At 66.8% G+C, this 18,474-nt stretch carries 20 protein-coding genes and 2 pseudogenes; 13 read left to right on the top strand and 9 right to left on the bottom strand.

The annotated features are described in order from the left end of the window. Nucleotides 1–100: 100 nt before the first annotated feature. Both ABH933_RS40885 and ABH933_RS40880 read left to right on the top strand, forming a co-directional pair. Nucleotides 101–271 (top strand): hypothetical protein, encoded by a 171-nt coding sequence (locus ABH933_RS40885; RefSeq protein WP_429427671.1) that lies wholly within the window; start codon nt 101–103, stop codon nt 269–271. Nucleotides 272–345: 74 nt separating this feature from the next. After that, complete coding sequence (locus tag ABH933_RS40880) at nt 346–939, top strand: hypothetical protein (RefSeq protein ID WP_429427672.1); 594 nt, start codon at nt 346–348, stop codon at nt 937–939. 6 nt (nt 940–945) lie between these two features. On the opposite strand, the gene ABH933_RS40875 is transcribed toward ABH933_RS40880, so the two are convergent. The 4 genes from ABH933_RS40875 to ABH933_RS40860 all read right to left on the bottom strand — a co-directional run bounded on the left by ABH933_RS40875 (nt 946) and on the right by ABH933_RS40860 (nt 4,921). After that, nucleotides 946–1,836, bottom strand: coding sequence for a helix-turn-helix domain-containing protein (locus tag ABH933_RS40875; RefSeq protein WP_429427674.1), 891 nt, complete (start codon nt 1,834–1,836; stop codon nt 946–948). Between the two features lie 164 nt (nt 1,837–2,000). Then, nucleotides 2,001–2,897, bottom strand: coding sequence for an aromatic prenyltransferase (locus ABH933_RS40870; RefSeq protein ID WP_429427676.1), 897 nt, complete (start codon nt 2,895–2,897; stop codon nt 2,001–2,003). 67 nt (nt 2,898–2,964) lie between these two features. Further along, complete coding sequence (locus ABH933_RS40865; RefSeq protein ID WP_429427678.1) at nt 2,965–3,987, bottom strand: alpha/beta hydrolase; 1,023 nt, start codon at nt 3,985–3,987, stop codon at nt 2,965–2,967. Nucleotides 3,988–4,132: 145 nt separating this feature from the next. After that, nucleotides 4,133–4,921, bottom strand: coding sequence for an SAM-dependent methyltransferase (locus tag ABH933_RS40860; protein WP_429427680.1), 789 nt, complete (start codon nt 4,919–4,921; stop codon nt 4,133–4,135). Between the two features lie 195 nt (nt 4,922–5,116). Between ABH933_RS40860 and ABH933_RS40855 the strand changes: the two genes are divergently transcribed. Beyond that, nucleotides 5,117–5,593 carry a winged helix-turn-helix transcriptional regulator gene (locus ABH933_RS40855; protein WP_429427682.1) on the top strand — a complete coding sequence of 159 codons (477 nt, stop codon included), beginning with the start codon at nt 5,117–5,119 and terminating at the stop codon, nt 5,591–5,593. A 50-nt stretch (nt 5,594–5,643) separates the two neighbouring features. Here the strand turns inward: ABH933_RS40855 and ABH933_RS40850 are convergent, their stop codons facing one another. Together ABH933_RS40850 and ABH933_RS40845 are read right to left on the bottom strand one after the other, a co-directional pair. Continuing rightward, the gene (locus ABH933_RS40850; RefSeq protein WP_429427684.1) at nt 5,644–7,620 is read right to left on the bottom strand and encodes an alpha/beta hydrolase; all 1,977 of its coding nucleotides are present in this window, start codon (nt 7,618–7,620) and stop codon (nt 5,644–5,646) included. Further along, nucleotides 7,613–7,927 carry a DUF2563 family protein gene (locus tag ABH933_RS40845; protein ID WP_429427686.1) on the bottom strand — a complete coding sequence of 105 codons (315 nt, stop codon included), beginning with the start codon at nt 7,925–7,927 and terminating at the stop codon, nt 7,613–7,615. The genes ABH933_RS40850 and ABH933_RS40845 overlap by 8 nt, the downstream gene beginning before the upstream one ends. Nucleotides 7,928–8,283: 356 nt before the next feature. On the opposite strand from ABH933_RS40845, the gene ABH933_RS40840 reads away from it, so the two are divergent. The 6 genes and pseudogenes from ABH933_RS40840 to ABH933_RS40815 form a co-directional block, all read left to right on the top strand. After that, nucleotides 8,284–9,789 carry an MFS transporter gene (locus tag ABH933_RS40840; protein ID WP_429427688.1) on the top strand — a complete coding sequence of 502 codons (1,506 nt, stop codon included), beginning with the start codon at nt 8,284–8,286 and terminating at the stop codon, nt 9,787–9,789. Nucleotides 9,790–9,937: 148 nt separating this feature from the next. Next, the gene (locus tag ABH933_RS40835; protein WP_429427690.1) at nt 9,938–10,117 is read left to right on the top strand and encodes a response regulator transcription factor; all 180 of its coding nucleotides are present in this window, start codon (nt 9,938–9,940) and stop codon (nt 10,115–10,117) included. A 45-nt stretch (nt 10,118–10,162) separates the two neighbouring features. Further along, complete coding sequence (locus tag ABH933_RS40830; RefSeq protein WP_429427692.1) at nt 10,163–10,402, top strand: hypothetical protein; 240 nt, start codon at nt 10,163–10,165, stop codon at nt 10,400–10,402. A gap of 98 nt (nt 10,403–10,500) precedes the next feature. Next, the gene (locus ABH933_RS40825; RefSeq protein ID WP_429427693.1) at nt 10,501–11,523 is read left to right on the top strand and encodes an iron ABC transporter substrate-binding protein; all 1,023 of its coding nucleotides are present in this window, start codon (nt 10,501–10,503) and stop codon (nt 11,521–11,523) included. Continuing rightward, nucleotides 11,520–13,094: an ABC transporter permease gene (locus ABH933_RS40820; protein ID WP_429427697.1), complete on the top strand. Its 1,575-nt coding sequence runs from the start codon at nt 11,520–11,522 to the stop codon at nt 13,092–13,094. Before ABH933_RS40825 ends, ABH933_RS40820 begins: the two co-directional genes overlap by 4 nt. Next, a pseudogene (locus tag ABH933_RS40815) lies at nt 13,091–13,558 on the top strand (ABC transporter ATP-binding protein); the annotation flags it as partial. The gene ABH933_RS40820 and the pseudogene ABH933_RS40815, both read left to right, overlap by 4 nt. A 294-nt stretch (nt 13,559–13,852) precedes the next feature. Here the strand turns inward: ABH933_RS40815 and ABH933_RS40810 are convergent. Next, nucleotides 13,853–14,839, bottom strand: coding sequence for a sterol desaturase family protein (locus ABH933_RS40810; protein WP_429455277.1), 987 nt, complete (start codon nt 14,837–14,839; stop codon nt 13,853–13,855). 45 nt (nt 14,840–14,884) lie between these two features. Here ABH933_RS40810 and ABH933_RS40805 point away from each other — a divergent pair, with 45 nt between their 5' ends. Further along, entirely contained in the window at nt 14,885–15,013 is a 129-nt protein-coding gene (locus ABH933_RS40805) for a hypothetical protein (protein ID WP_429427701.1), read from the top strand. A 62-nt stretch (nt 15,014–15,075) separates the two neighbouring features. On the opposite strand, the gene ABH933_RS40800 is transcribed toward ABH933_RS40805, so the two are convergent. Beyond that, on the bottom strand, nt 15,076–15,438 hold the full coding sequence (locus ABH933_RS40800; protein WP_215917960.1) for a hypothetical protein: 363 nt from the start codon (nt 15,436–15,438) through the stop codon (nt 15,076–15,078). Here ABH933_RS40800 and ABH933_RS40795 point away from each other — a divergent pair. Next, nucleotides 15,437–15,655, top strand: coding sequence for a hypothetical protein (locus ABH933_RS40795; protein WP_429427703.1), 219 nt, complete (start codon nt 15,437–15,439; stop codon nt 15,653–15,655). The genes ABH933_RS40800 and ABH933_RS40795 overlap by 2 nt on opposite strands. Here ABH933_RS40795 and ABH933_RS40790 read toward each other — a convergent pair. After that, entirely contained in the window at nt 15,646–16,377 is a 732-nt protein-coding gene (locus ABH933_RS40790; RefSeq protein WP_429427705.1) for an SDR family oxidoreductase, read from the bottom strand. The genes ABH933_RS40795 and ABH933_RS40790 overlap by 10 nt on opposite strands. A 107-nt stretch (nt 16,378–16,484) precedes the next feature. Between ABH933_RS40790 and ABH933_RS40785 the strand changes: the two are divergent. Together ABH933_RS40785 and ABH933_RS40780 are read left to right on the top strand one after the other, a co-directional pair. Continuing rightward, nucleotides 16,485–16,640: pseudogene (locus tag ABH933_RS40785) on the top strand (transcriptional regulator); the annotation flags it as partial. Between the two features lie 38 nt (nt 16,641–16,678). Continuing rightward, nucleotides 16,679–18,148 (top strand): recombinase family protein, encoded by a 1,470-nt coding sequence (locus ABH933_RS40780; protein ID WP_429427715.1) that lies wholly within the window; start codon nt 16,679–16,681, stop codon nt 18,146–18,148. The last annotated feature ends 326 nt before the right edge of the window (nt 18,149–18,474 follow it).

The raw sequence follows: 18,474 nt of genomic DNA, 5'->3' as shown, positions 1-18,474 counted from the left end.
CAGCGCGGCCGCGCCGGTCTCGTCCCTGTCCATGCCGTCTCCGATCGTCCGGTCCGTTCCCTCATCTTCCTCCCGTGGAAAGCTGTGCGGCAGCCGGGAAATGCATATCTCGGGCGCCATCTCGACGGCGCGCGGGGTGATCGCACTGTTCGGTTTGGTGCGTGAGGTCCGGGCGCACCGGGATGTGATGGGTGCTGCCGAGCAGGCGTGGCTCACCGACATGTGGCCGGCCTGCGCGCCGGACGGCCGGCCCGTCGCGTTGCCGGGGTAACGATGCGGTTCGGTGGTGCGAAATCAGGACAATGATCCACGCGGATCTCACGCCGAACCGACCGGGGGTACACCATGACCGACCGAACCGATCGCCTTCTCGGCCGGTTTTCGCATCGAGCGGCGGCAATGCTGGTGGGAGTGCTTGCCGGTGCGGCGGTGATGGGCGGATGCTCGACCACAACGGCGCCGACGTCCACCACGTCCTCGACCGCCGTCACCTCGTCGGATACTCCGTCCGGGCCGAATGCTTCACCGGCACCGGAGACTTCGCCCGGGCTCTCCTCGCAGGACCAGGCAATTCCCTCGGATTCCGTTGCCCCGCAGCCGATCACGTCCGTCCCGGCGACCACCTCGCAGCAGCCGGTCACGGGTCGTCCCGCGCCCGGAACCACCTTCACCGGTGAGGGGTTGACCGCCGCGCAGGCCGCCGATCTGCAAACTGCCGTGAACGGTGGCCACCAGCCGTGGCGCCTGGATCGCGTGCAGGTCGCAAAGTCCTTTGTGCAGAACCGATTCGGGTGGACCAGCGTGCAAACCAGTACCGGCGCACCGATGGTCGTGTTCGTCACCAATCAGGACGGCGGCAAGGTCGCGCTGCATCTAGTGCAACCCGCGACCCAGGGCGACCACGGTATCTGGGTGGTCGACAGCGGCGTCTGGAGCTGAGCGGCGTTACTTCAGCTGCTCGGCCGCGGCGGCCAGCAGCGCGCGCGACGCGACCGGCGAGGCAGCCTCGATGCTGAGGCAGTCCATGACGTGGCGGTACGTTTCGAGATCCTGCGGCCGGTCGAGGTACAGCGCGCTCGAAATCTGTTCCAGGTAAACGATATCGGGGAGCTGTTCCTCGGCGAAGCGCAGGATGGCGAACGAGCTGGCCACGGCGGCCTGGCTGCTGTCCGCGTACGGGAGCACCTGAATGGTGATATTCCGATGATGTGACATCTTCAGCAGATGTTCGAGCTGGGCCCGCAGCACGGCCCGCCCGCCGACGGGCCGGCGCAACACCGATTCGTCCAGGATCGCCCACAGCGAGGGACCGCCCGGTATGTCGAGAATGGCCTGACGCTTGCGCCGCAGCTCGACGCGGCGGATCACGTCGTGATCGTTGTGCGCCATCGTGACGACCGCCCGCGCGTAGTCGTCGGTCTGCAGCAGGCCCGGAACCAGTTGTCCCTCATAGGTTCTGATCCATTGCGCGGCGCCCTCGAGCCCGAGATAGTTCTCGAACCAGGAGGGGAGCAAGTCGCTGTAGCCGTGCCACCAACCCTGGTCGTTGGCCATGCGAACAAGCTTCAGGAAGGACTCGCGCTGCTCGGGGTCGACGACGCCGTACAGGGTCAGCAGATCGCTGACATCGCGTTCCTTGTATCCGGTCCGGCCGAGCTCGAGCCTGCTGATCTTGGCGTGCGAGCCGCGAATGCGGTCGCCGGCTTGCTGCGGCGTGATCCCGCGGGCCTCGCGCAGTTTGCGTAGCTGACCGCCGACCATGATCCGCAGTGCCGTCGGGCCGCGCTGAGCTACGGGCGAGGTGGCGATCTCTTTCCACGCCGGATCTGCCGTCATGGGACCTTCTCCGCTGTGTCCTGTGGCTACCGGCGCATGTCAGACCGGCACTTGCGCAGGCACAATCGCCTACAACATCTGTGACCATGCTAGCCTGCCGGGCCCGAAATCAGCCAACTCACCGGGCGAGATCCTCTGTCCTATTTGTGCCGTAACGCGGCGCCTCATTGCATCGGCGGACGCGTGCCACCGGGGAAGGTCGCGTTCAGCGCGGAGGTGTAGTCGGCCTGCACCTTGTAGTACCGGCCGGTCGGACCGTAGGCGGTGTAGAACACGAATCCGCGGGGGCCGGTGTCCGCATACGGGGCTCCGGTGACGAAGCGCTCGAGTACGGGGTCCAGGTGGGTGGGGAAGCCGGCGGCATCGCTGCGCACCGGGAAGCAGATGCGCTGGATGTCGGGCGAGTTCCAGGAGAAGGTGCGATAGGCGTTGAACGTCCTGGCGAACAGGGCCAGCTCCTCATCGGCGGCCGGGGCGAAGTTCAGCTCGCGCAGGATGGTGACGATGTCGGACGGCGTGAGCTCGCCCGGGGTGAGCACGCGGGAGTACCAGTTCATGGTGTGGCTGACGAAATCTATTGCCATCATGCCGATGTCGCCGCCGTAGCGGGTCAGATGCTCGGCGTGCGTGCCCGCGGCGGCGGGTACGCCGGAGAACCCGAGCATCCGCCGCACGGTGAGCAGTTCGGGAAACACCAGCCAGATCTTCTGCACGCCGGTCGCGACCGCGAGATCCACACCCCAGCGCACCGGTACGGCGGCGGGGATCTCGGTCAGCAGTTTTTCCATCGGATGCCCGGTGAAGGTGAGCAGCCCGGCGTCGCGCAGGGTGCCCACCGGATCGGCGGTCGGACTCGAATTCATCAGCCGGGCACTGACTTCGCGCTGCCCGACCGGATGCGTGGTGGTTCGCACTCCGATCCACGAGCTTGTCCACAGCTCGGCCAGGGCGTCCAGGACCGGATCCACCGCAGCGGGCACGTAGCGCGCCTCGGACAGGCGCGCGAACTCCCGCAGATCCTGCCGGAGCCGGTCGAGTGTCAAGTCAGCGGGCGTGCTCATATTTCCTCCGGCCTCCAACGGTGTGATTGCGTCTTGTGCTGTGCCACTGGGGAACACCAGCCGGAGACTACTTTCCGATGGTGGAATTCGCCCAGTCGACGACGGCGGCGTGATAGGCCTGGGTGTTGCGCGCCAGGTTCACCCCGTGGCCGCTGCCCGGCAACACGAACGTGCGCAGCCGCGCCGCGGGACCGAAGAACGGTGCCTCCTCGGCCTGCATGGTGGCCGAGCTCGCGCAGCTGGCGTAGTTCGCGCCGCAGAGCATCCGGTCCCGTGCGCCGACGACGATGAGAACCGGAACGGTGATGAAATTGGACATGCCGGGCAGTGTGGAGACCATTCCGTCCGGGTATTCGGTGAGGGAAAAGACCTCTTTATCCTTTTCGTCCAGTGCGAGCACCGCCGGGTCGATATCGCCGGGATCGAAGAAGTCGTGCACGCGCGTACCCGGTCGCGTCGTCAGATAACCCGGATCCAGTCCGCGCCCGGCGAATTCGGGATCGCTGGTGGCCGAGTGGTAGGTGGCGATCACGCTCAGGGTCTCCGGGACGTTCACCGCGTGCGAATAACCGGTCAGCAGTAGGCCGTCGGCGTCGTGGTACGCGGTGGACTCCATGACGGAGGTGCCGGAGGTCAGCGAGTGCCCGACGGTGACGACCTTGCCGAACGGCGCGGCGCCGTCGAGTCCGTGCTTGGCGTCCTGGACGATGACGTGCAGGTCCTGCGCGGTGCCGGTGGCCGTCAACGTCTCGCTCTGCGGATGGGTGCTCGCGCCGTTGCCGAGCCGGTCCACCACGAGCGTGGCGTACCCGGCCGCGTTCATCGCCCGGCGGAAGTTGTAGATCTGCGGCTCGTACGGGAAATCCCAGTAGGTGCCGTTGAAATTGGAGCCCGACATCAACACCATGACGGTGCGCGACCCGCCCGGTGGCGTGCAGAGGGTCGCGGCCAATCGGCCCTGCGGCACCGCGATCGGAAAGGAGCGGCAGGACGCCGGGGCCGAGCCGTTGTCGGCGGCCGCCACGCCGGTTGCGAAGCAGCACAGCATGATTGCGGCGAATATGGTTCGTGCCCATCTGAAGACTCGCACGCGCAGCGCTCCCTGTGATGAGATGCGAAAGAGTGAGGCCCCACCGGCGCGGGCCGCATCGGATTGTCAGGGCGCAGGCTATCGGTAGGCGGAGCGTCGTGCAACTACTTCGGCAATCTCCGGGCGTATCGATAGCGTTCGGGCCCTACGGCTTTCGGCAGATACCGCCGAGTACCACCATCCGGGTGTCGGGAAGGTCGTCGCTGAGCCACTGCTGGACCGGCACGATCCCGGGGTCGAGCAGGTCGAAACCCTTGAAGATCGTGGCCACGTCGGCGCGGGACCGGAAGACGAACTGGGCGGTGCTGCCCACGGTGTCGGTCACGGTCTGCTGCACCCACGTCTCATCGCTCTCGGTGGCGCCGTGCGTGAATGCCACGTAGCTGCCCGGCGCCATCACCTCGTGGAGTCGGGCCATCACCTCGGCCGGCTTCTCGTCCTCGAGCACGAAGTGCAGGAGGCCGACGAGCAGTAGCGCGATCGGCTCGGACAGGTCTATGCCCGCCTCGGGCAGCCGCGCGATGATGTCGTCGGGTTCGCGGAAGTCGCCCAGCATCGGCGTGACACCGGGCAGATCGCAGAACATCGCGTTGGTGTGCGCGATGACGACCGGGTCGTAATCGATGGAGGCCAGCCGGGAGTCGGGATCGACCGCCATGACCGTCTCGTACACGCTGGGCGAGGCTGGAATGCCGGACCCGATATCGACGAACTGCCGAATTCCCTTCTCGGCGGCCATCTTTGCCGAACCCGTCAGAAACGCGCGGCTGAGCGTGGCCAGTGTCCGATTGTCCGGCGCGATGGACAGCATGCGCTGCGCCACCATCCGGTCCGCCTCGTAATTGTCCTTGCCGCCCAGCAGATAGTTGTAGATTCTGGCGGCGTTCGGCTTGGTCGGATCGACACCCTCCGGTGCCGGCCGGTCGTTCGACACCAAACCTCCTCGATATCCACGCCCTTCGGGTCACGACGCACCGAGAATAGCCGCCGGGATCATGCGACGTACAGTCACCGGAGGGCCTCGTTTTTCCCTGTCGCGAAGGGTGCGGTGCGCATGGTCGGCGCCCCCGGCGCGGTACTGCCCGGTGAGTCACATTCATGATGCAAGTGTGCTGGTAGACTGTCGGGTGTGTTAGGGAAGATGTATGACTCGCAGGTGTGCTCGATCGCCCGCTCGCTCGAGGTGATCGGCGAACGCTGGAGCCTGCTGATCATTCGCGATGCGCTGTTCGCCGGGGCGACCCGTTACGGCGACTTCCAGCGCAGCCTCGGCATCGCCACCAATATCCTCAAGTCCCGGCTCGACGGCTTCGTCGAATCCGGAATCATGTACCGCCACAAGTATTCCGAGCAGCCCGAGCTGTACGAGTACCTGCTCACCGAGAAGGGGCGGGCGCTGGCGCCCGCCCTCGTCGCGCTCACCGAATGGGGTGACCAGTGGGCGACCGACGGCGAGCCGCCGATCCTCTACACCCACTCGGTGTGCGGGGCCGGAATCACGCACCAGACCGTGTGTGCCCACTGCGGTCGTGTGGATGACCCGTCAGAGATCCGGGCCACCATCGGCCCGGGCATGCCGCCGGAACGAATCACCGGAAAGGTCTGAACCGGGCCTCAGCGGTCCTGGAGCAGCCCGGTGTGCTGGCCGTCGATCGGTTAGTGGAAGTGGTCGTCCTTGACACCGGCTCCGGAGGTCTCGCCCGGCTGCCACGTGGTCAGCCCTTCCTCGCCGGCCCGGCCTGGGAGCGGGACTATCTTGTCGGGAGACAACATGCCGTGCGCGGCCAGCTGACCGTTCCCGGACACGATGTCGGCTGTGGCATACAGTGGTTCGCTGCCGGGGTCGAAGTAGAGCAGATGGCCCTTGGGAGTGATATGGACGACCGGCAAATCATTACTCGATGGATTTGCCGCCTTGATGGGGACGGCGCCGTAGTCCGGTGAGAGGGGGTCCGGATCACCTCCCTGCCCGAGCAAGGTGCTCGCCGCATTCAAGTAGCCATGGCCGACGATCGCGTTCGCGTCGTTGGGTGCCCTGCCGACATAGACCTGTCCGTGACTCAGGTGGAAGTCGGCCGCCTTGTGCGCCGTGTCGGTGCTGACGGGGCCGAGAAGCACAACGTCGCCGAGGCTTTTATGCATCATGCCCGTGGCCGCCGCGTCGCCGACAACAATGGCCCCGGCGGAGTAGCCCACCGCGGTGATATGAGAGGGCTGGCTTCCCTGGTGGGTGGCTGCCAGCCCGTTGATGTCCTGGGCCAGCTGGATTCCACCGGCGCGTTCGGGACCGGCCCCGTGTTGAGGTTCGAAGGGGGCGGCCGCCACGGCGGTGAGTCCGTTGACTGGGTCGTCGTATCCCATCCAGGCCACGACCGCGGTCGGCTGACCCGGGTTGGCTCGGTTCGATTCGACATACAGATTCTGCGCTTGGTAACCCTGGGTCACGAACCAACCCCTGTTGTCCGAGTCGCTGGCTCGCACGCTCTGACCCGCTCCCGGTACCAAGACCGCGGTATTGGCCGCGGTGTCCGGGTTACCGATAGCGATTGCGGCAGTGCCTTTTCCGTGGAACGCGAGCGGATTGTATGCGAGCAGGTATGTCGGCGGCAGCTGCCCGGGATGCACGGCGGCGTCCGGACCGCCGTCGGCCTGCAGGCCCGCGAGGACGTTGAGGGCATTGTGGGCGCGCGTGGCTTCGTCAGCCGTCAGGCCGAGCTTCGTGTAGGCGTTTGGGTTTTCCATCAGTGCCCTGAGGGCGCTGGTGTCGTCCATCGGGTTGCCGACCTTGACGCCATGGACGTTTGCCGCATCCTCCGCCCTGTGGATGTCGTTGTTCATGACCTGCTCGTTCGCGGCGCTGCGATCGACCACCGGAATACCGTTCAGGTTCCCGATCGCATCCGGCTGTGCGGCCAGCAAGGCCTGCTGCGCGGCCGGAGTGAGGTGCGTCCACCAATCGAACACGTCTTTGGGGTTTGGGACATGGTTAGGGTCGGTAAACTGTGGGGGTATCTGCGCCGCCGGCGCACCGTCATCGAGCACGACCGACGGGATGTAGCCGGTCGACTCGATAGCCGTCATCCGGGCGTTCAGCACGTTCTCGTAGTCGTTGACGATGCCGTTCAACTGCTCGCCGACCGTACGCACCACTTTTTCCGCGTCCTGCTCGATCCCCTGACGCGTTTCCTCGTAGACGAGGTGGCTGTGCTTCGGTAGCGCGACGATTTCCGAATCGAACTGCTGTACTGAGCGATTGAGCGCCTCGATCGGACCGTACGTGTTGTTCTGTGCGTCTGCCAGCGCCCCCGCGATCTCCTCCAGATTGACGCCGATTCGATTGAGATTGTCCGCAGTCGGCTTCAGTTCGGTTATCGTGTCGCTGACAACACGCGAATCATTGATCGCATTACATCCGTTATCGGAGGCGTGCGCATTCTGAAAATGCTTATACGCCTGGGTGAATGCATCATCCGCTTCTTTTGTGTGCGACCCGCTCACATAGAACGTCTGCGCCAGCAAGCTGATCTGATTCGGCTTGCCCGACAGCAACTGATCCTGCAGCTTCCACGGATCTATTCCCGCGGCAGCAGTCAGCTCAGGCACGGACAGAGCAACCAGTGTCGGCTCATTCATGTTCGGCGATCGACCCCATCCGCGTGGAATCAGCCGCTGCCCGATCCGTCTCTCTGAAAACGCTTCTGGTGCCGGTTGCTTTCTCGTAGATACTGGTCAGGTTTCGATGATGACCGTGGAGCGCACCGATCTGCCGTTTGTGAGCACCGCGTACGACAACCTCGGCATGCGGGGCGGCCCCGGTCTGCCCGAACATGCCGTTCATCGCTTCGGCCGATTCGAGATGCTGACGGGCTGCTCGCACATGGTCAGCGGCCGTATCGGTGTGATAGCTACCGAGGGCGAGCCGATCCAGATCGGCATACATATGGATCCCTTACATCTCGGAACTCGGGCGGAAGCAAGCACGGTAGTGAGCCCCTCCGAACTGCGCATCTACACGCCATCCACCCCTGGGAGGCTCCGAGCTGCCGCCGACGTGACCAGCGAACTTCCCACTACTGGAGGCACTTAAGACGTTCGCGTCGATCGACCAGCTCGTGGTCGTCGGTTCGCCGTTTCGTACATGGACGGAACAAGCGGCGCGGCAATGCAAGTGGTGAACCACCTGTTGATGACAAGTCATCGGTACCTAACCGCGACAGATTCCCCGCCGCCCGGATCTTCCTAGCGTCGTGGTTGTCATTCACAAGCAGCCGATTTCGAAGATTCATGACAGCCGTCATGTCGTCCTCCACTCTCCAGAGCCCGGTCGCCGTACCGGCCCGGGCCACCTCCGACCACGCATCGTGGGGCACCCTGCTGGTTCTGCTCGCCGGAATCTTCATGGCCACCCTCGATTTCTTCATCGTCGATGTCGCGATTCCCGGGACTCAGGCCGATCTGCATGCGAGCAGCGCGGCCATGCAGTGGGTGGTCGCCGGGTACGGATTGGCCGTTGCGGCGGGTCTGATCACCGGCGGCCGGCTGGGCGACATGTTCGGGCGACGCCGCATATACGGGCTCGGGATGGCGCTGTTCACGGTGGCGTCCATCGTGTGCGCGATGGCGGGCGGCGCGGGTGAGCTGATCGCCGCGCGGGTCGTGCAGGGCGTGGGCATGGCACTGGTCACGCCGCAGGTGCTCGGCATCATCAGCGTGGTCTTCGCGGGGGCACGGCAAGCCCGAGCCTTCGCGGCCTACGGCCTGACCATGGGGCTGGCCGCGGTGTTCGGCCAGCTGATCGGTGGCACGCTGATCCAGGCCGACCTGTTCGGGCTCGGATGGCGGACCATCTATTGGATCAACGTGCCGGTGGGTGTGATCGCACTGGCGGTGCTGCGGCGAGTGGTGCCCGAGTCACGCGGAAACGCGGGGACCCGCCTCGACCCCTATGGCGTGGGCCTGATTCTGGCTGCTCTGGTCGCGTTGGTGCTGCCGCTCATCCAGGGCCGTACGCAAGGCTGGCCCCTGTGGACCTGGCTGTCGCTGGCCACCGCGGCGGTGCTGCTGGGTGTATTCGCTTGGTACCAGCGGCGATTGGCCGCCCGCGGCGCCGCACCGCTGGTCGATCCGAACCTGTTCCGGGACCGTGCGTTCACCGTGGGCGTGGTGCTCTCGCTGGCCTATCAGATGACGATGGGTTCGTTCTTCCTCTTCCTGGCGCTGTACCTGCAGCAGGGCCGCGGCATGACGCCGCTGGCCTCGGGCGCGCTGTTCCTCCGGGCAGCAGCAGTGGAGCGGCCACCTCACTGGTGTGATCGCCTACCTGCAGGCCTTGGGCGGACAGGAACAGAGCTGCCGGGGCTCCGCGGCCACCGGACTGGCCGGGGACTCCATGGGGTCCGGCGCACCCGTCACGCCTTGGGCGCATTGGGCGCTCGGCGTGCTCGAACTCGGGCTGGGGCGCGCCGAGGCTGCGCTGACCCGGCTCGAGCGCCTGACCCGGGAACCGTTCAGCCATCAGTTCAGTGCCCTGCGATCCATCCCGGACCTGGTCGAATCGGCGGTGCGGGCGGGAGCGCCCGAGCGGGCCGCCGCTCCGCTCGCGTGGTTCGAGGCCTGGGCCGAGTCGGTGCGGCAGCCGTGGGCCGACGCGCTGGTCTTGCGCTGTCGCGCACTGCTCGACGACGAGGCGGCCGAACAGCTGTACACCCGGGCGCTGGCGGCGCACGATGCCGACGGTCGTCCGGTCGAATATGCCCGCACCGCATTACTTTTCGGGGAGTGGCTGCGTCGAGCGCGGCGTAAGGCTCCAGCGCGAACGCAGCTGTCCGAGGCGCTGACGATCTTCTCTCGGCTCGGTATGGAGCCATGGGCGCGGCGGGCCCGTCACGAACTCGTCGCAGCCGGAGCTCCGGACAGCGGTGAGGTTCCCCGCGATCGTGCGGTAGCGGGGTTGACCCCGCAGGAACTGCAGATCGTGCGTTTGGCCGCGCAGGGTCTGTCCAATCGGGATATTGCCGCGCAGCTGTTCCTGAGTCACCGCACCGTCGGCTATCACTTGTACAAGGCCTATCCGAAACTCGGTGTGACCTCCCGTGGTGAACTCAAAGGCATTGCCGCACAACTGGAATGAGCTTGTCCGGCGCTGGTCGAGCAATATGCGGATGGCCGGCTGTCCGTGGCCGACGGCAAGATCTACACCTTCACCCGCCACGCCCTGCTCGGCAACGGCACCGCGGGGCTGAGCGACAGATTCAGCTTCGCCGTCGTCGACCCGAACACCGGCCAGCTCGACACCGAACAGTTCGTCGGCGCGACCACGGTGGACGACACCCTGCAGATGGTCGGCACGATCGCCCCGGGCCCGGTCCAATACCAGGGCACCACAACCGGATTCTTCCGAATCACACCGAAATAGAACTGAAGGTCAGGCCGCGCTTCCCCGATGTTTTAGGTAATGCTAACCTCCGCTTGTGCGGTGATACTGCCGCGGAGCAGTGTCCATCGGAGGTTCTCATGTCCCGCTCCCTTCGTACCGTCGTGGCGCTCGCCGCGGCCTCGGCGGCGGTGCTGTCCATCGCCGGATGCTCCGGCAGCAAGTCCGCGTCGGACTCGATCACCCTCTACAGCGGCCAGCACGAGCAGACTGTGACCGCACTGGTGAAGGACTTCCAGCAGCGCACCGGCGTGACGGTGAACGTGCGCTCCGGCGATGAGGCGGAGCTGGCCAACCAGATCCTGCAGGAGGGCGACGCCTCCCCGGCCGACGCCTACTTCGCCGAGAACCCGCCCGCGCTGACCCTGCTGGAAGGGAAGAACAAGCTCGCCAAGGTCGACGGCGCGACGCTGTCGGCCGTCCCGGCCGAGGTCAGCTCCGACAAGGGGGACTGGGTCGGGGTGTCGGCGCGCTCGGCCGCGTTCGTCTACAACACCGGCAAGGTCCAGGCCGTGCAGGCGCCGACCTCGGTGAAGGGTCTGGCCGGACCCGCATGGAAGGGCCGGCTGGGTGTCGCGCCGAGCGAGACCGACTTCGCCCCGATCGTATCGCGCATGATCGCCGCCTCGGGTGTCGATGCCACCCGCACCTGGCTGCAGGGGCTCAAGGACAACGGCAAGGTCTACCAGAGCAACGAGGACCTGATCGCCGCCGTCGATCGCGGCGAGGTCGAGGGCGGTGTGGTGGACCACTACTACTGGTACCGGCTGCGCGAGGAGAAGGGCGCGGCCAACATCCACAGCGCGCTGTCCTACTTCGCGCCGGGCGATCCCGGTGCGCTGGTCGATATTTCGGGCGCGGCGGTGCTCGCGTCGAGCAAGCACCAGGCCGCGGCGCAGAAGTGGCTGGCCTATTTGGTCAGCCGGCCCGCCCAGCAGATCATCGCCACCTCGGAGAGCTTCGAATACCCGCTGGTCTCCGGCGTCAGCGATGCGCGGCTGACTCGTTCGCTGCAGGACTCGGGCCCGATCGCCAAGGCGAGCGATCTCGGCGACGGCAAGCAGGCCATCGAGCTCATGCAGGAAACCGGTCTGCTGTCGTGACCCTCCCGGTGGTCGAGCGAGCGCGCGCATTCCCGCTCCGGGGATGGGCGCGCCGCCCGCTGCCCGGACTCGGTCTCACCGCGGGCCTGATCACGCTGCTGGTCACCAGTCCGCTCATTTTCGTTGCGCTGCAGGCATATCAGTCCGGCTGGCCCGCCGCACGCCGACTGCTGCGCCGGCCGCTGATGGTGACGCTGCTGTGGCACACGGTCAGCCTGGCGGTGGTCGTCACACTGATCACGATGGTGATCGGATTCGGTGCCGCCTGGCTGGTGGAGCGCACGGATCTGCCCGGAAAGCGGTGGTGGACAGTCGTTCTGACGATGCCGCTGGCGGTTCCGGAATTCGTCCACGGCTACTGCTGGGTGTCGCTGTTCCCGGCGGTGCACGGCTTCTGGGGCGCGGTGTTGATCGAATCCGCGCTGTATCCCTTGGTTTTCCTGCCCGTCGCCGCGGTGCTGCGCCGCGGCGACGGCTCGGCCGAGGAGGTCGCGCGCAGCCTCGGTCACGGGCCGCTGTCCACGCTGTGGCGGGTCACCCTGCCGCTGGCGCGACCTGCGCTCACCGGTGGCGCGCTGTTGGTCTCGCTGTATCTGCTGGGGGAGTACGGGGCGTTCGCGATGGTGCGGTTCACGACCTTCGCCACCGCGATCTACACCCAGTACGCCACGGCCTTCGATACCGCGTCGGCGAGCATGCTCACCCTGGTCCTCGTCGGGCTGGCGCTGTTGGTGGTGGCCGCCGAGGCCCGCGTCGGGCGGCGTGGACGGGTCGTGTCCGGGGGTGCGACCGGCCGCCCGTGCCTGCCGGTTGCCCTGCGGCGAGCCAAGATTCCGGCGTTGCTCGCGCTGCTGTCCGTGGTGGCGATCACCCTCGGCGTGCCCGTCTACGCGCTCGGATACTGGCTGGTGCAAGGCAATTCGAGCACGCTGCCACCTGGGTCGATCTGGGCGCAGACCGCGACGACCATCGGCTATGCGCTCGCTGCCGCCGTCACCGCGACGCTGGCCGCCGTTCCGGTCGCCCTGTATGCCTGGCGCCGCGACACCAGGCTGGCGCGGGGCGTCGAACGCGTCGCCTATCTGACCCGGGCGCTGCCGGGTATCGCCGTCGCACTGGCGGTGGTGTACTTCGGTATTCGCTACGCCGAGCCCCTGTACCAGCAACCGCCCATGCTCGTCGCCGGATACGTCATCCTGTTCTTCCCCCTCGCGCTCACCGCGGTCCGGGCGTCCCTGGCACAGGTACCTCCCGGCGTCGAGGAGGTCGCTCGATCGCTCGGTGTCCGGTGGTGGGCCGTGCTGGCGCGAGTCACGGTGCCGCTCATCGTCCCCGGGCTCGGCGCCGCGTTCGCGATGGTCGCGCTCACCGCCACCACCGAACTGACCGCAACGCTGCTACTGCGGCCCATCGGAACCCAGACCCTCGCCACCCAATTCTGGGTCTACACCACGGGATTGGCGTGGGGCGCCGCCGCGCCCTACGCCGCGGTGATGACGGCGCTGTCGATTCCCGCCGTCCTGATGGTGGCCACCCGCACCCTGCGCTCGGCGAACGGAGGCGCTCGATGACCGGCGTGAAAATCACGAATCTCACTGCGACCCATGGACGCAACCACGTCCTGCACGGCGTGGACCTCGCCGTCGACGACGGGGCGCTGGCCTGTGTGCTCGGGCCCTCCGGCTGCGGCAAGTCCACCCTGCTGCGCGTGATCGCCGGGTTCCACCGTGCCGAGCAGGGAACGGTCGCCGTGGGCGGCCGGGTGCTCGACGACGGTCGCGCCCATATCCCCGCCGAACAGCGTCGCATCGGTTACGTTCCCCAGAACGGTGCGCTGTTTCCGCATCTGAGCGTCGCCGCGAACATCGGTTTCGGCCTGCCCAGGGCGGGACGGAACACCCGCGTCGCCGACATGCTGGATCTGGTCGGCCTCAACGGATTCGGCGATCGCCACCCCCATCAACTCTCCGGCGGCCAGCAGCAACGCGTCGCGCTTGCTCGCGCTCTCGCGCCGCGACCGGACCTGCTGCTGCTCGACGAACCGTTCTCCGCGCTCGACGCCGCCCTGCGCGCCGACCTGCGCACCGAGGTCGCCGACCTGCTCCGGCAGGCCCGCGCGACCGCGATCCTGGTCACCCACGACGTGGACGAGGCACTGGCCTTCGCCGATCTCGTTGCCGTCCTACGCGACGGACGCATCGCCCAGGCCGGTGAGCCGCACGAACTGTTCCAGCGTCCCGTCGACGCCGGCGTAGCTCGAGCCCTCGGCGAAGCCAACCTGATCCCCGTCGAGTCCGCGGGCGCGCTCGGCCTCGAATCGCCCTCCGTGTCAGGGGGATACGTGCTGGTGCGCCCGCAGCAGCTCCGATTCGTCACCGAGCCGGCGCCGGCTTCGGTCCCCTGCCGCATCGTGCGCAGCCACTTCCGTGGGTACGACCACCGCGTCGAACTCGCCCCCGACGCCGGGAACGGGATGCCGGACAGGCTGATCGCCTACACCAGCGCCGACGACCCGCCACCCCCGGCCGACAGCGTCGTCCATGTCGGCGTCGCCGGGAGCGGACACCTGCTTCACAACTGAAACTGTTTGTGTCGTAATCATTTCGGCCACAGCCCGCCGGGCGCCGAAATGCGCAGGGGCCGCGGGCAAGCGGATCCCGAGACCGGTACCCGAGCCGGTGCGGTGCGCTATGGCTAGGATGCCGCCGTAGTTCCTGTCCAGGTACTGGGTGTTGGAACCGTGGTGCGCGCGATGGTGGGACGGGGTGTTCATGACGAATTCCAGCGGGCGCCACAGCATTCCGACCCGTTCGGTGTGGACGAAGAACTGATACAGCAGGCTGATCGACTGCTGCAGCAGGATCATCCAGGGCGGGAAGCCCAGGAGTGCGAGCGGCGCCCAGTAGGGCAGGGCCGTGAACGGCGTCCAGGGCTGCCGCAGCGCGGTCGAGAGGTTGTAGCGCCGGCTCGAATGGTGCACGACGTGACTGGCCCAGAACAGCCGAATGGTGTGATGCGTGCGGTGGTACCAGTAGTAGGCGATTTCGTCCGCGAAGAACAGCCCGACCCAGGTCAGTGGATTGTGTGTCGGAAGATGTACCGGCGCAAGCAGATACAGTCCGGCGTAGGTGGCCACCACCACCAGTTTCCAGCCGATGTTGATGATGGAGCTGCCGATGCCCATGGCCAGACTGGTTCGGGTGTCACGGGATTCGTATCCGAGTTCGTCGTCGTCGGCGAGATATCGGAACGACAGGGCTTCCAGTACGACGCAGAGCACGAAAACGGGAATGGCGTGCAGGATGAGGTCGAACATGATCGATCAATTCTCCGGGGCCGACTGGTTCGATCTGGCGACGAAATGGGTGAGCAGGCTCTCGGCCTGCCGATAGGCGCCTTCGCCGTCTCTCGCGGCGATCAGGTCGGCGAGCGCGATGCGGCCGGCGCGATCGGTGTACTCGTCGCCGATCCATTCCGCGATGCGAGGTAGGGCCCCACCGAACGACAGCGGCGCCCGGGTCCCCGACAGGACCCGAGCGCCGCCGTACGAAATCAGCCCGGGATCTGCGCGCCGATGGCGCCGCCGACGCCCGCACCCACCGTCGCGCCGACGACCGCACCCGTCGCCGCGCCGATGCCGATACCGATGCCGATGCCGGCGACCGTCCCGACGGGGCACGCGACCGTCGTCGCGACGCACCCGGCCGCGCCGCCTACCACCGCACCGAGACCCGCACCCGCAACCGTGCCGACCGCCCCACCGACGACGCCGCCGACCGTCTGCCCGGGAAGCGCCTGGGTCTGTCCGGCGGCAACCGGCTGCACGGGCACCGGCGCCGCGGCCTGGGAAATTCCGGCCCCCGCGCCGATCATCGCGGCCGAAACGGCCACGGTCATGGTGAATGTACGAATCATGATGTTGCTCCCTCATCTAGCAGAACCGCATACGCGCTTCCCCGAACAGCCTGACAGAATCCCGCAATCCTCGCTGGACGGTCCACCGGAACCGCTGGCGGCCACCCTCGGATACCACGTCGGCGGCACCACGACAGTGGCCGAGTCGGTGACCGCTACCGCCTGCACTCGAGCCGGGCCGATCGTCGGTCTGACCCAGCTGCTGTCTCAGGCCTGAGCGGTAGGTCTGATGACGAGTTCGCTGACATCGACCGATTCGGGCTGATCGATGGCGAAGGCGATGGCCCGGGCGACCGCGTCGGCGGGCAGGCCGATGCGGTCACTGGTCTGCTTGATCGCGGCGCGCACGCGGGGGTTGGTGGACGCCTCGGCGAACGGGGTGCGGACCGGTCCCGGGGAGACCAGTGTGACGCGCAGGTCCGCACCGGCCTCCTGGCGCAGGCCCTCGCAGATGGCCCGGACGGCGAATTTCGTTCCGGCGTAGACGGCCATGTCGGGAACGATCCGGTAGGCGGCGGTGGAGGCGATGGTCACGAAGTGCCCGCTGTGCTGGGCACGGAAAATCGGTAGGGCAGCGGCGATTCCATGTAGCACGCCCTTGATGTTGACGTCCACCATCGCATCCCAGTCGTCGACGCGCAGATCGTCCAGCGGTGAGATGGTGCCGAGTCCGGCATTGTTCACCAGCACGTCGAGGCGCCCGAAGTGATCGGTGGCGAGCGCGGTCAACGCCCGCAGGTCCGCGGCCGCGGTCACGTCGGTCGGCAGGAAAACGGCGCTACCGCCATCCCTTTCGATGTCCGCCGCGACCTGGGCGAGGCGGTCGCCGCGGCGTGCGCCCAGCACCAGTCGCGCACCGCGGGTGGCGAGCAACCGCGCTGTCGCCTCGCCGATCCCGCTGCTCGCTCCGGTGATCGCAACGACCTTCTCGTCCAGCATCGGAAGTCCCTTCGTCAGGGGAGCGGTCGCCCCCGGCAACGAGTCTGCGCGGCATTTACCCTGGTATCCAGAATCTGCTTATTCTGGAATCCGAGGTGCCACCGAGCATGACCGACTCCGCCGATCGACGTCGTGAACTGGGCGTATTCCTGCGCCGCCGACGGGAACGAGTCGCGCCCTCGGATGTCGGCATGCCGAGCACGGGCCGACGCCGCACGCCGGGTCTGCGCCGGGAGGAACTGGCCCTGCTGGCCGGGGCTAGTATTGGATTAGTGGCCCCTTAGCCAAGGGAGTGATCGTGATGGCGAATGGCCAGGTCACGGGCGGTAACCACACAATCATAGATATTTATGCGCGGGTGTCGCGTATCGGGGATGAGCGGCAGCGGTCCACGGGCGGGCAGGTCGACGACTGCCAAGCGCGGGTGGCGGAGCTGGGCGCGGAGGTCGGGGAAGTGTTCATCGACGAGGGGCGCTCGGCGTGGAATCCGCGTGTGCAGCGCAAGGCGTGGGACGCGTTGATGAAGCGGTTGGAGTCGGGCGCGAGCGGTGGGGTGATCGTGTTCGACATGGCGCGGTTCTCGCGGCGGCCGATCGAGGGGGAACGGCTGATCCTGGCGGCGGAACGCGGCCTGCTGGTGTTGGACAGCGAAGGCGAATATGATCTGTCGACTGCCAACGGCCGCAAGACTTTTCGCGATCAGTTGAACGCGGCGGCGTATGAGTCGGACCGGTTGTCGACTCGCGTGAAGCGCGGCAAGCGGGTGAAGGCCACGCGCGGGGAGTCCAACCACACGCATCGCCCGTTCGGGTACGAACGCGACGGGACCACGGTCCGTGAATCCGAGGCGGCGGTGATCCGGGAGATGGTGCGCCGGATCCTGGCCGGGGAAAGCATGAAGAAGATCGCGCTCGATCTCAACGATCGGGGCATCACGACCTCGGTCGGTGCCCGGTGGAGCGGGGAGAAGGTGAAGCGGGTCGCGGCCAATCCGCGTAACGGCGGTTATGTGCCGTATCTGGGGGAAAACGTCGCCCGGACCGAGGGACCCGCGCTGATTAGCGAATCGGACTGGGACCGGCTGACCGGATTGCTCGCTGGGCAGGGCAAGGGACGACCCGCGACCGGGGAGTACGTGTGCTCGGGACTGGTGCAGTGCGGGAACTGCGGTCGCGGACTGACCGGACGACCGCAGTACAAGCGGGCACCGTATCCCGATGGGACGACGCGGCGGCGGTACATATGTCAGAAGCGGCTGACCGGTGGCGGGTGCAACAAGGTGTCGGTGGATATGCGGCTGCTGGACACCGCGATCGGGAAGCTGGTGGTCGCTATCCTGTCGGATCCGCGTCATGCGGAGGCGATGAACGCCGCAGCGGTCGCGACGGCGACCAAGCGGCGGCCGGTCGCCGATGAGCTGGCCCGGTCGCAGGAGTTGGCAACGGTGTTGTCCGGTCGGCTCGGACGCGGGGAGATCAGCTTGGAACGCTACGACGCCGCTGTCACGCCGTTGGATCGGCGGATCGACGAGTTGAAAGTCACCCTCGAGGCGATCGATGCCACGCGGGTGGTCGATGACTCGGCGAAGGCGCGCGCGGAATCCCTGGAGGTGTGGGAGGCGCGGTGGAAGGCGGCGAACGTCGGCGAGAAACGGTCGATGTTCAAACGCGCCCTGCACGGCAAGCGGGTGAAGATCATGCCCGCCACGGTCCGAGGTCCGGTGTTCGACCGGTCCCGGATCGTGGTCGAGCCCATTGCCGTCGCCGCGTGATCTTTCTCCCCGGATTCTGGTCCCTGCGGAGTCTGCGGCGAATCGTGTGAATGGTCTCGGTCTTCATCTGGTCGGTCGCGTGTTAGCGGCCAGTTGGAACTCCCCGCTGATGGCCAGTTGCGCGAGAGATATCTGGCCGCAGCCCGCTAACCTCCGGCTAGCTCCAGCAGTCGGATTGAAGGTCGGTCAGTATATCCTTCCGGCTGGCTGGATATAGCTAGATTGAGTGAGCTGTAATGGCTCCCCTTTATGTCAAGAGGCAGTTGGGAGTCCGTCGTTAGACTGAGTGGTGGTAGGTCCGGGTTGTGGCTTGTCCGAAGGATCGG

This window comes from Nocardia sp. GP40 (genome assembly GCF_050434125.1).
Classification (GTDB): domain Bacteria; phylum Actinomycetota; class Actinomycetes; order Mycobacteriales; family Mycobacteriaceae; genus Nocardia; species Nocardia albiluteola.
Note: the sequence above shows the minus strand (reverse complement) of the source record. Positions and strands in the feature narration are given on the sequence as shown.

Bases quoted from the DNA above. Each gene is read 5' to 3' on its own strand.
- ABH933_RS40885 (WP_429427671.1), top strand. From the start codon at position 101: ATGCATATCTCGGGCGCCATCTCGACGGCGCGCGGGGTGATCGCACTG.
- ABH933_RS40880 (WP_429427672.1), top strand. From the start codon at position 346: ATGACCGACCGAACCGATCGCCTTCTCGGCCGGTTTTCGCATCGAGCG.
- ABH933_RS40875 (WP_429427674.1), bottom strand. From the start codon at position 1,836: ATGACGGCAGATCCGGCGTGGAAAGAGATCGCCACCTCGCCCGTAGCT.
- ABH933_RS40870 (WP_429427676.1), bottom strand. From the start codon at position 2,897: ATGAGCACGCCCGCTGACTTGACACTCGACCGGCTCCGGCAGGATCTG.
- ABH933_RS40850 (WP_429427684.1), bottom strand. From the start codon at position 7,620: ATGAATGAGCCGACACTGGTTGCTCTGTCCGTGCCTGAGCTGACTGCT.
- ABH933_RS40845 (WP_429427686.1), bottom strand. From the start codon at position 7,927: ATGTATGCCGATCTGGATCGGCTCGCCCTCGGTAGCTATCACACCGAT.
- ABH933_RS40840 (WP_429427688.1), top strand. From the start codon at position 8,284: ATGTCGTCCTCCACTCTCCAGAGCCCGGTCGCCGTACCGGCCCGGGCC.
- ABH933_RS40825 (WP_429427693.1), top strand. From the start codon at position 10,501: ATGTCCCGCTCCCTTCGTACCGTCGTGGCGCTCGCCGCGGCCTCGGCG.
- ABH933_RS40810 (WP_429455277.1), bottom strand. From the start codon at position 14,839: ATGTTCGACCTCATCCTGCACGCCATTCCCGTTTTCGTGCTCTGCGTC.
- ABH933_RS40805 (WP_429427701.1), top strand. From the start codon at position 14,885: ATGGGTGAGCAGGCTCTCGGCCTGCCGATAGGCGCCTTCGCCGTCTCT.
- ABH933_RS40795 (WP_429427703.1), top strand. From the start codon at position 15,437: ATGATGTTGCTCCCTCATCTAGCAGAACCGCATACGCGCTTCCCCGAA.
- ABH933_RS40800 (WP_215917960.1), bottom strand. From the start codon at position 15,438: ATGATTCGTACATTCACCATGACCGTGGCCGTTTCGGCCGCGATGATC.
- ABH933_RS40790 (WP_429427705.1), bottom strand. From the start codon at position 16,377: ATGCTGGACGAGAAGGTCGTTGCGATCACCGGAGCGAGCAGCGGGATC.
- ABH933_RS40780 (WP_429427715.1), top strand. From the start codon at position 16,679: ATGGCGAATGGCCAGGTCACGGGCGGTAACCACACAATCATAGATATT.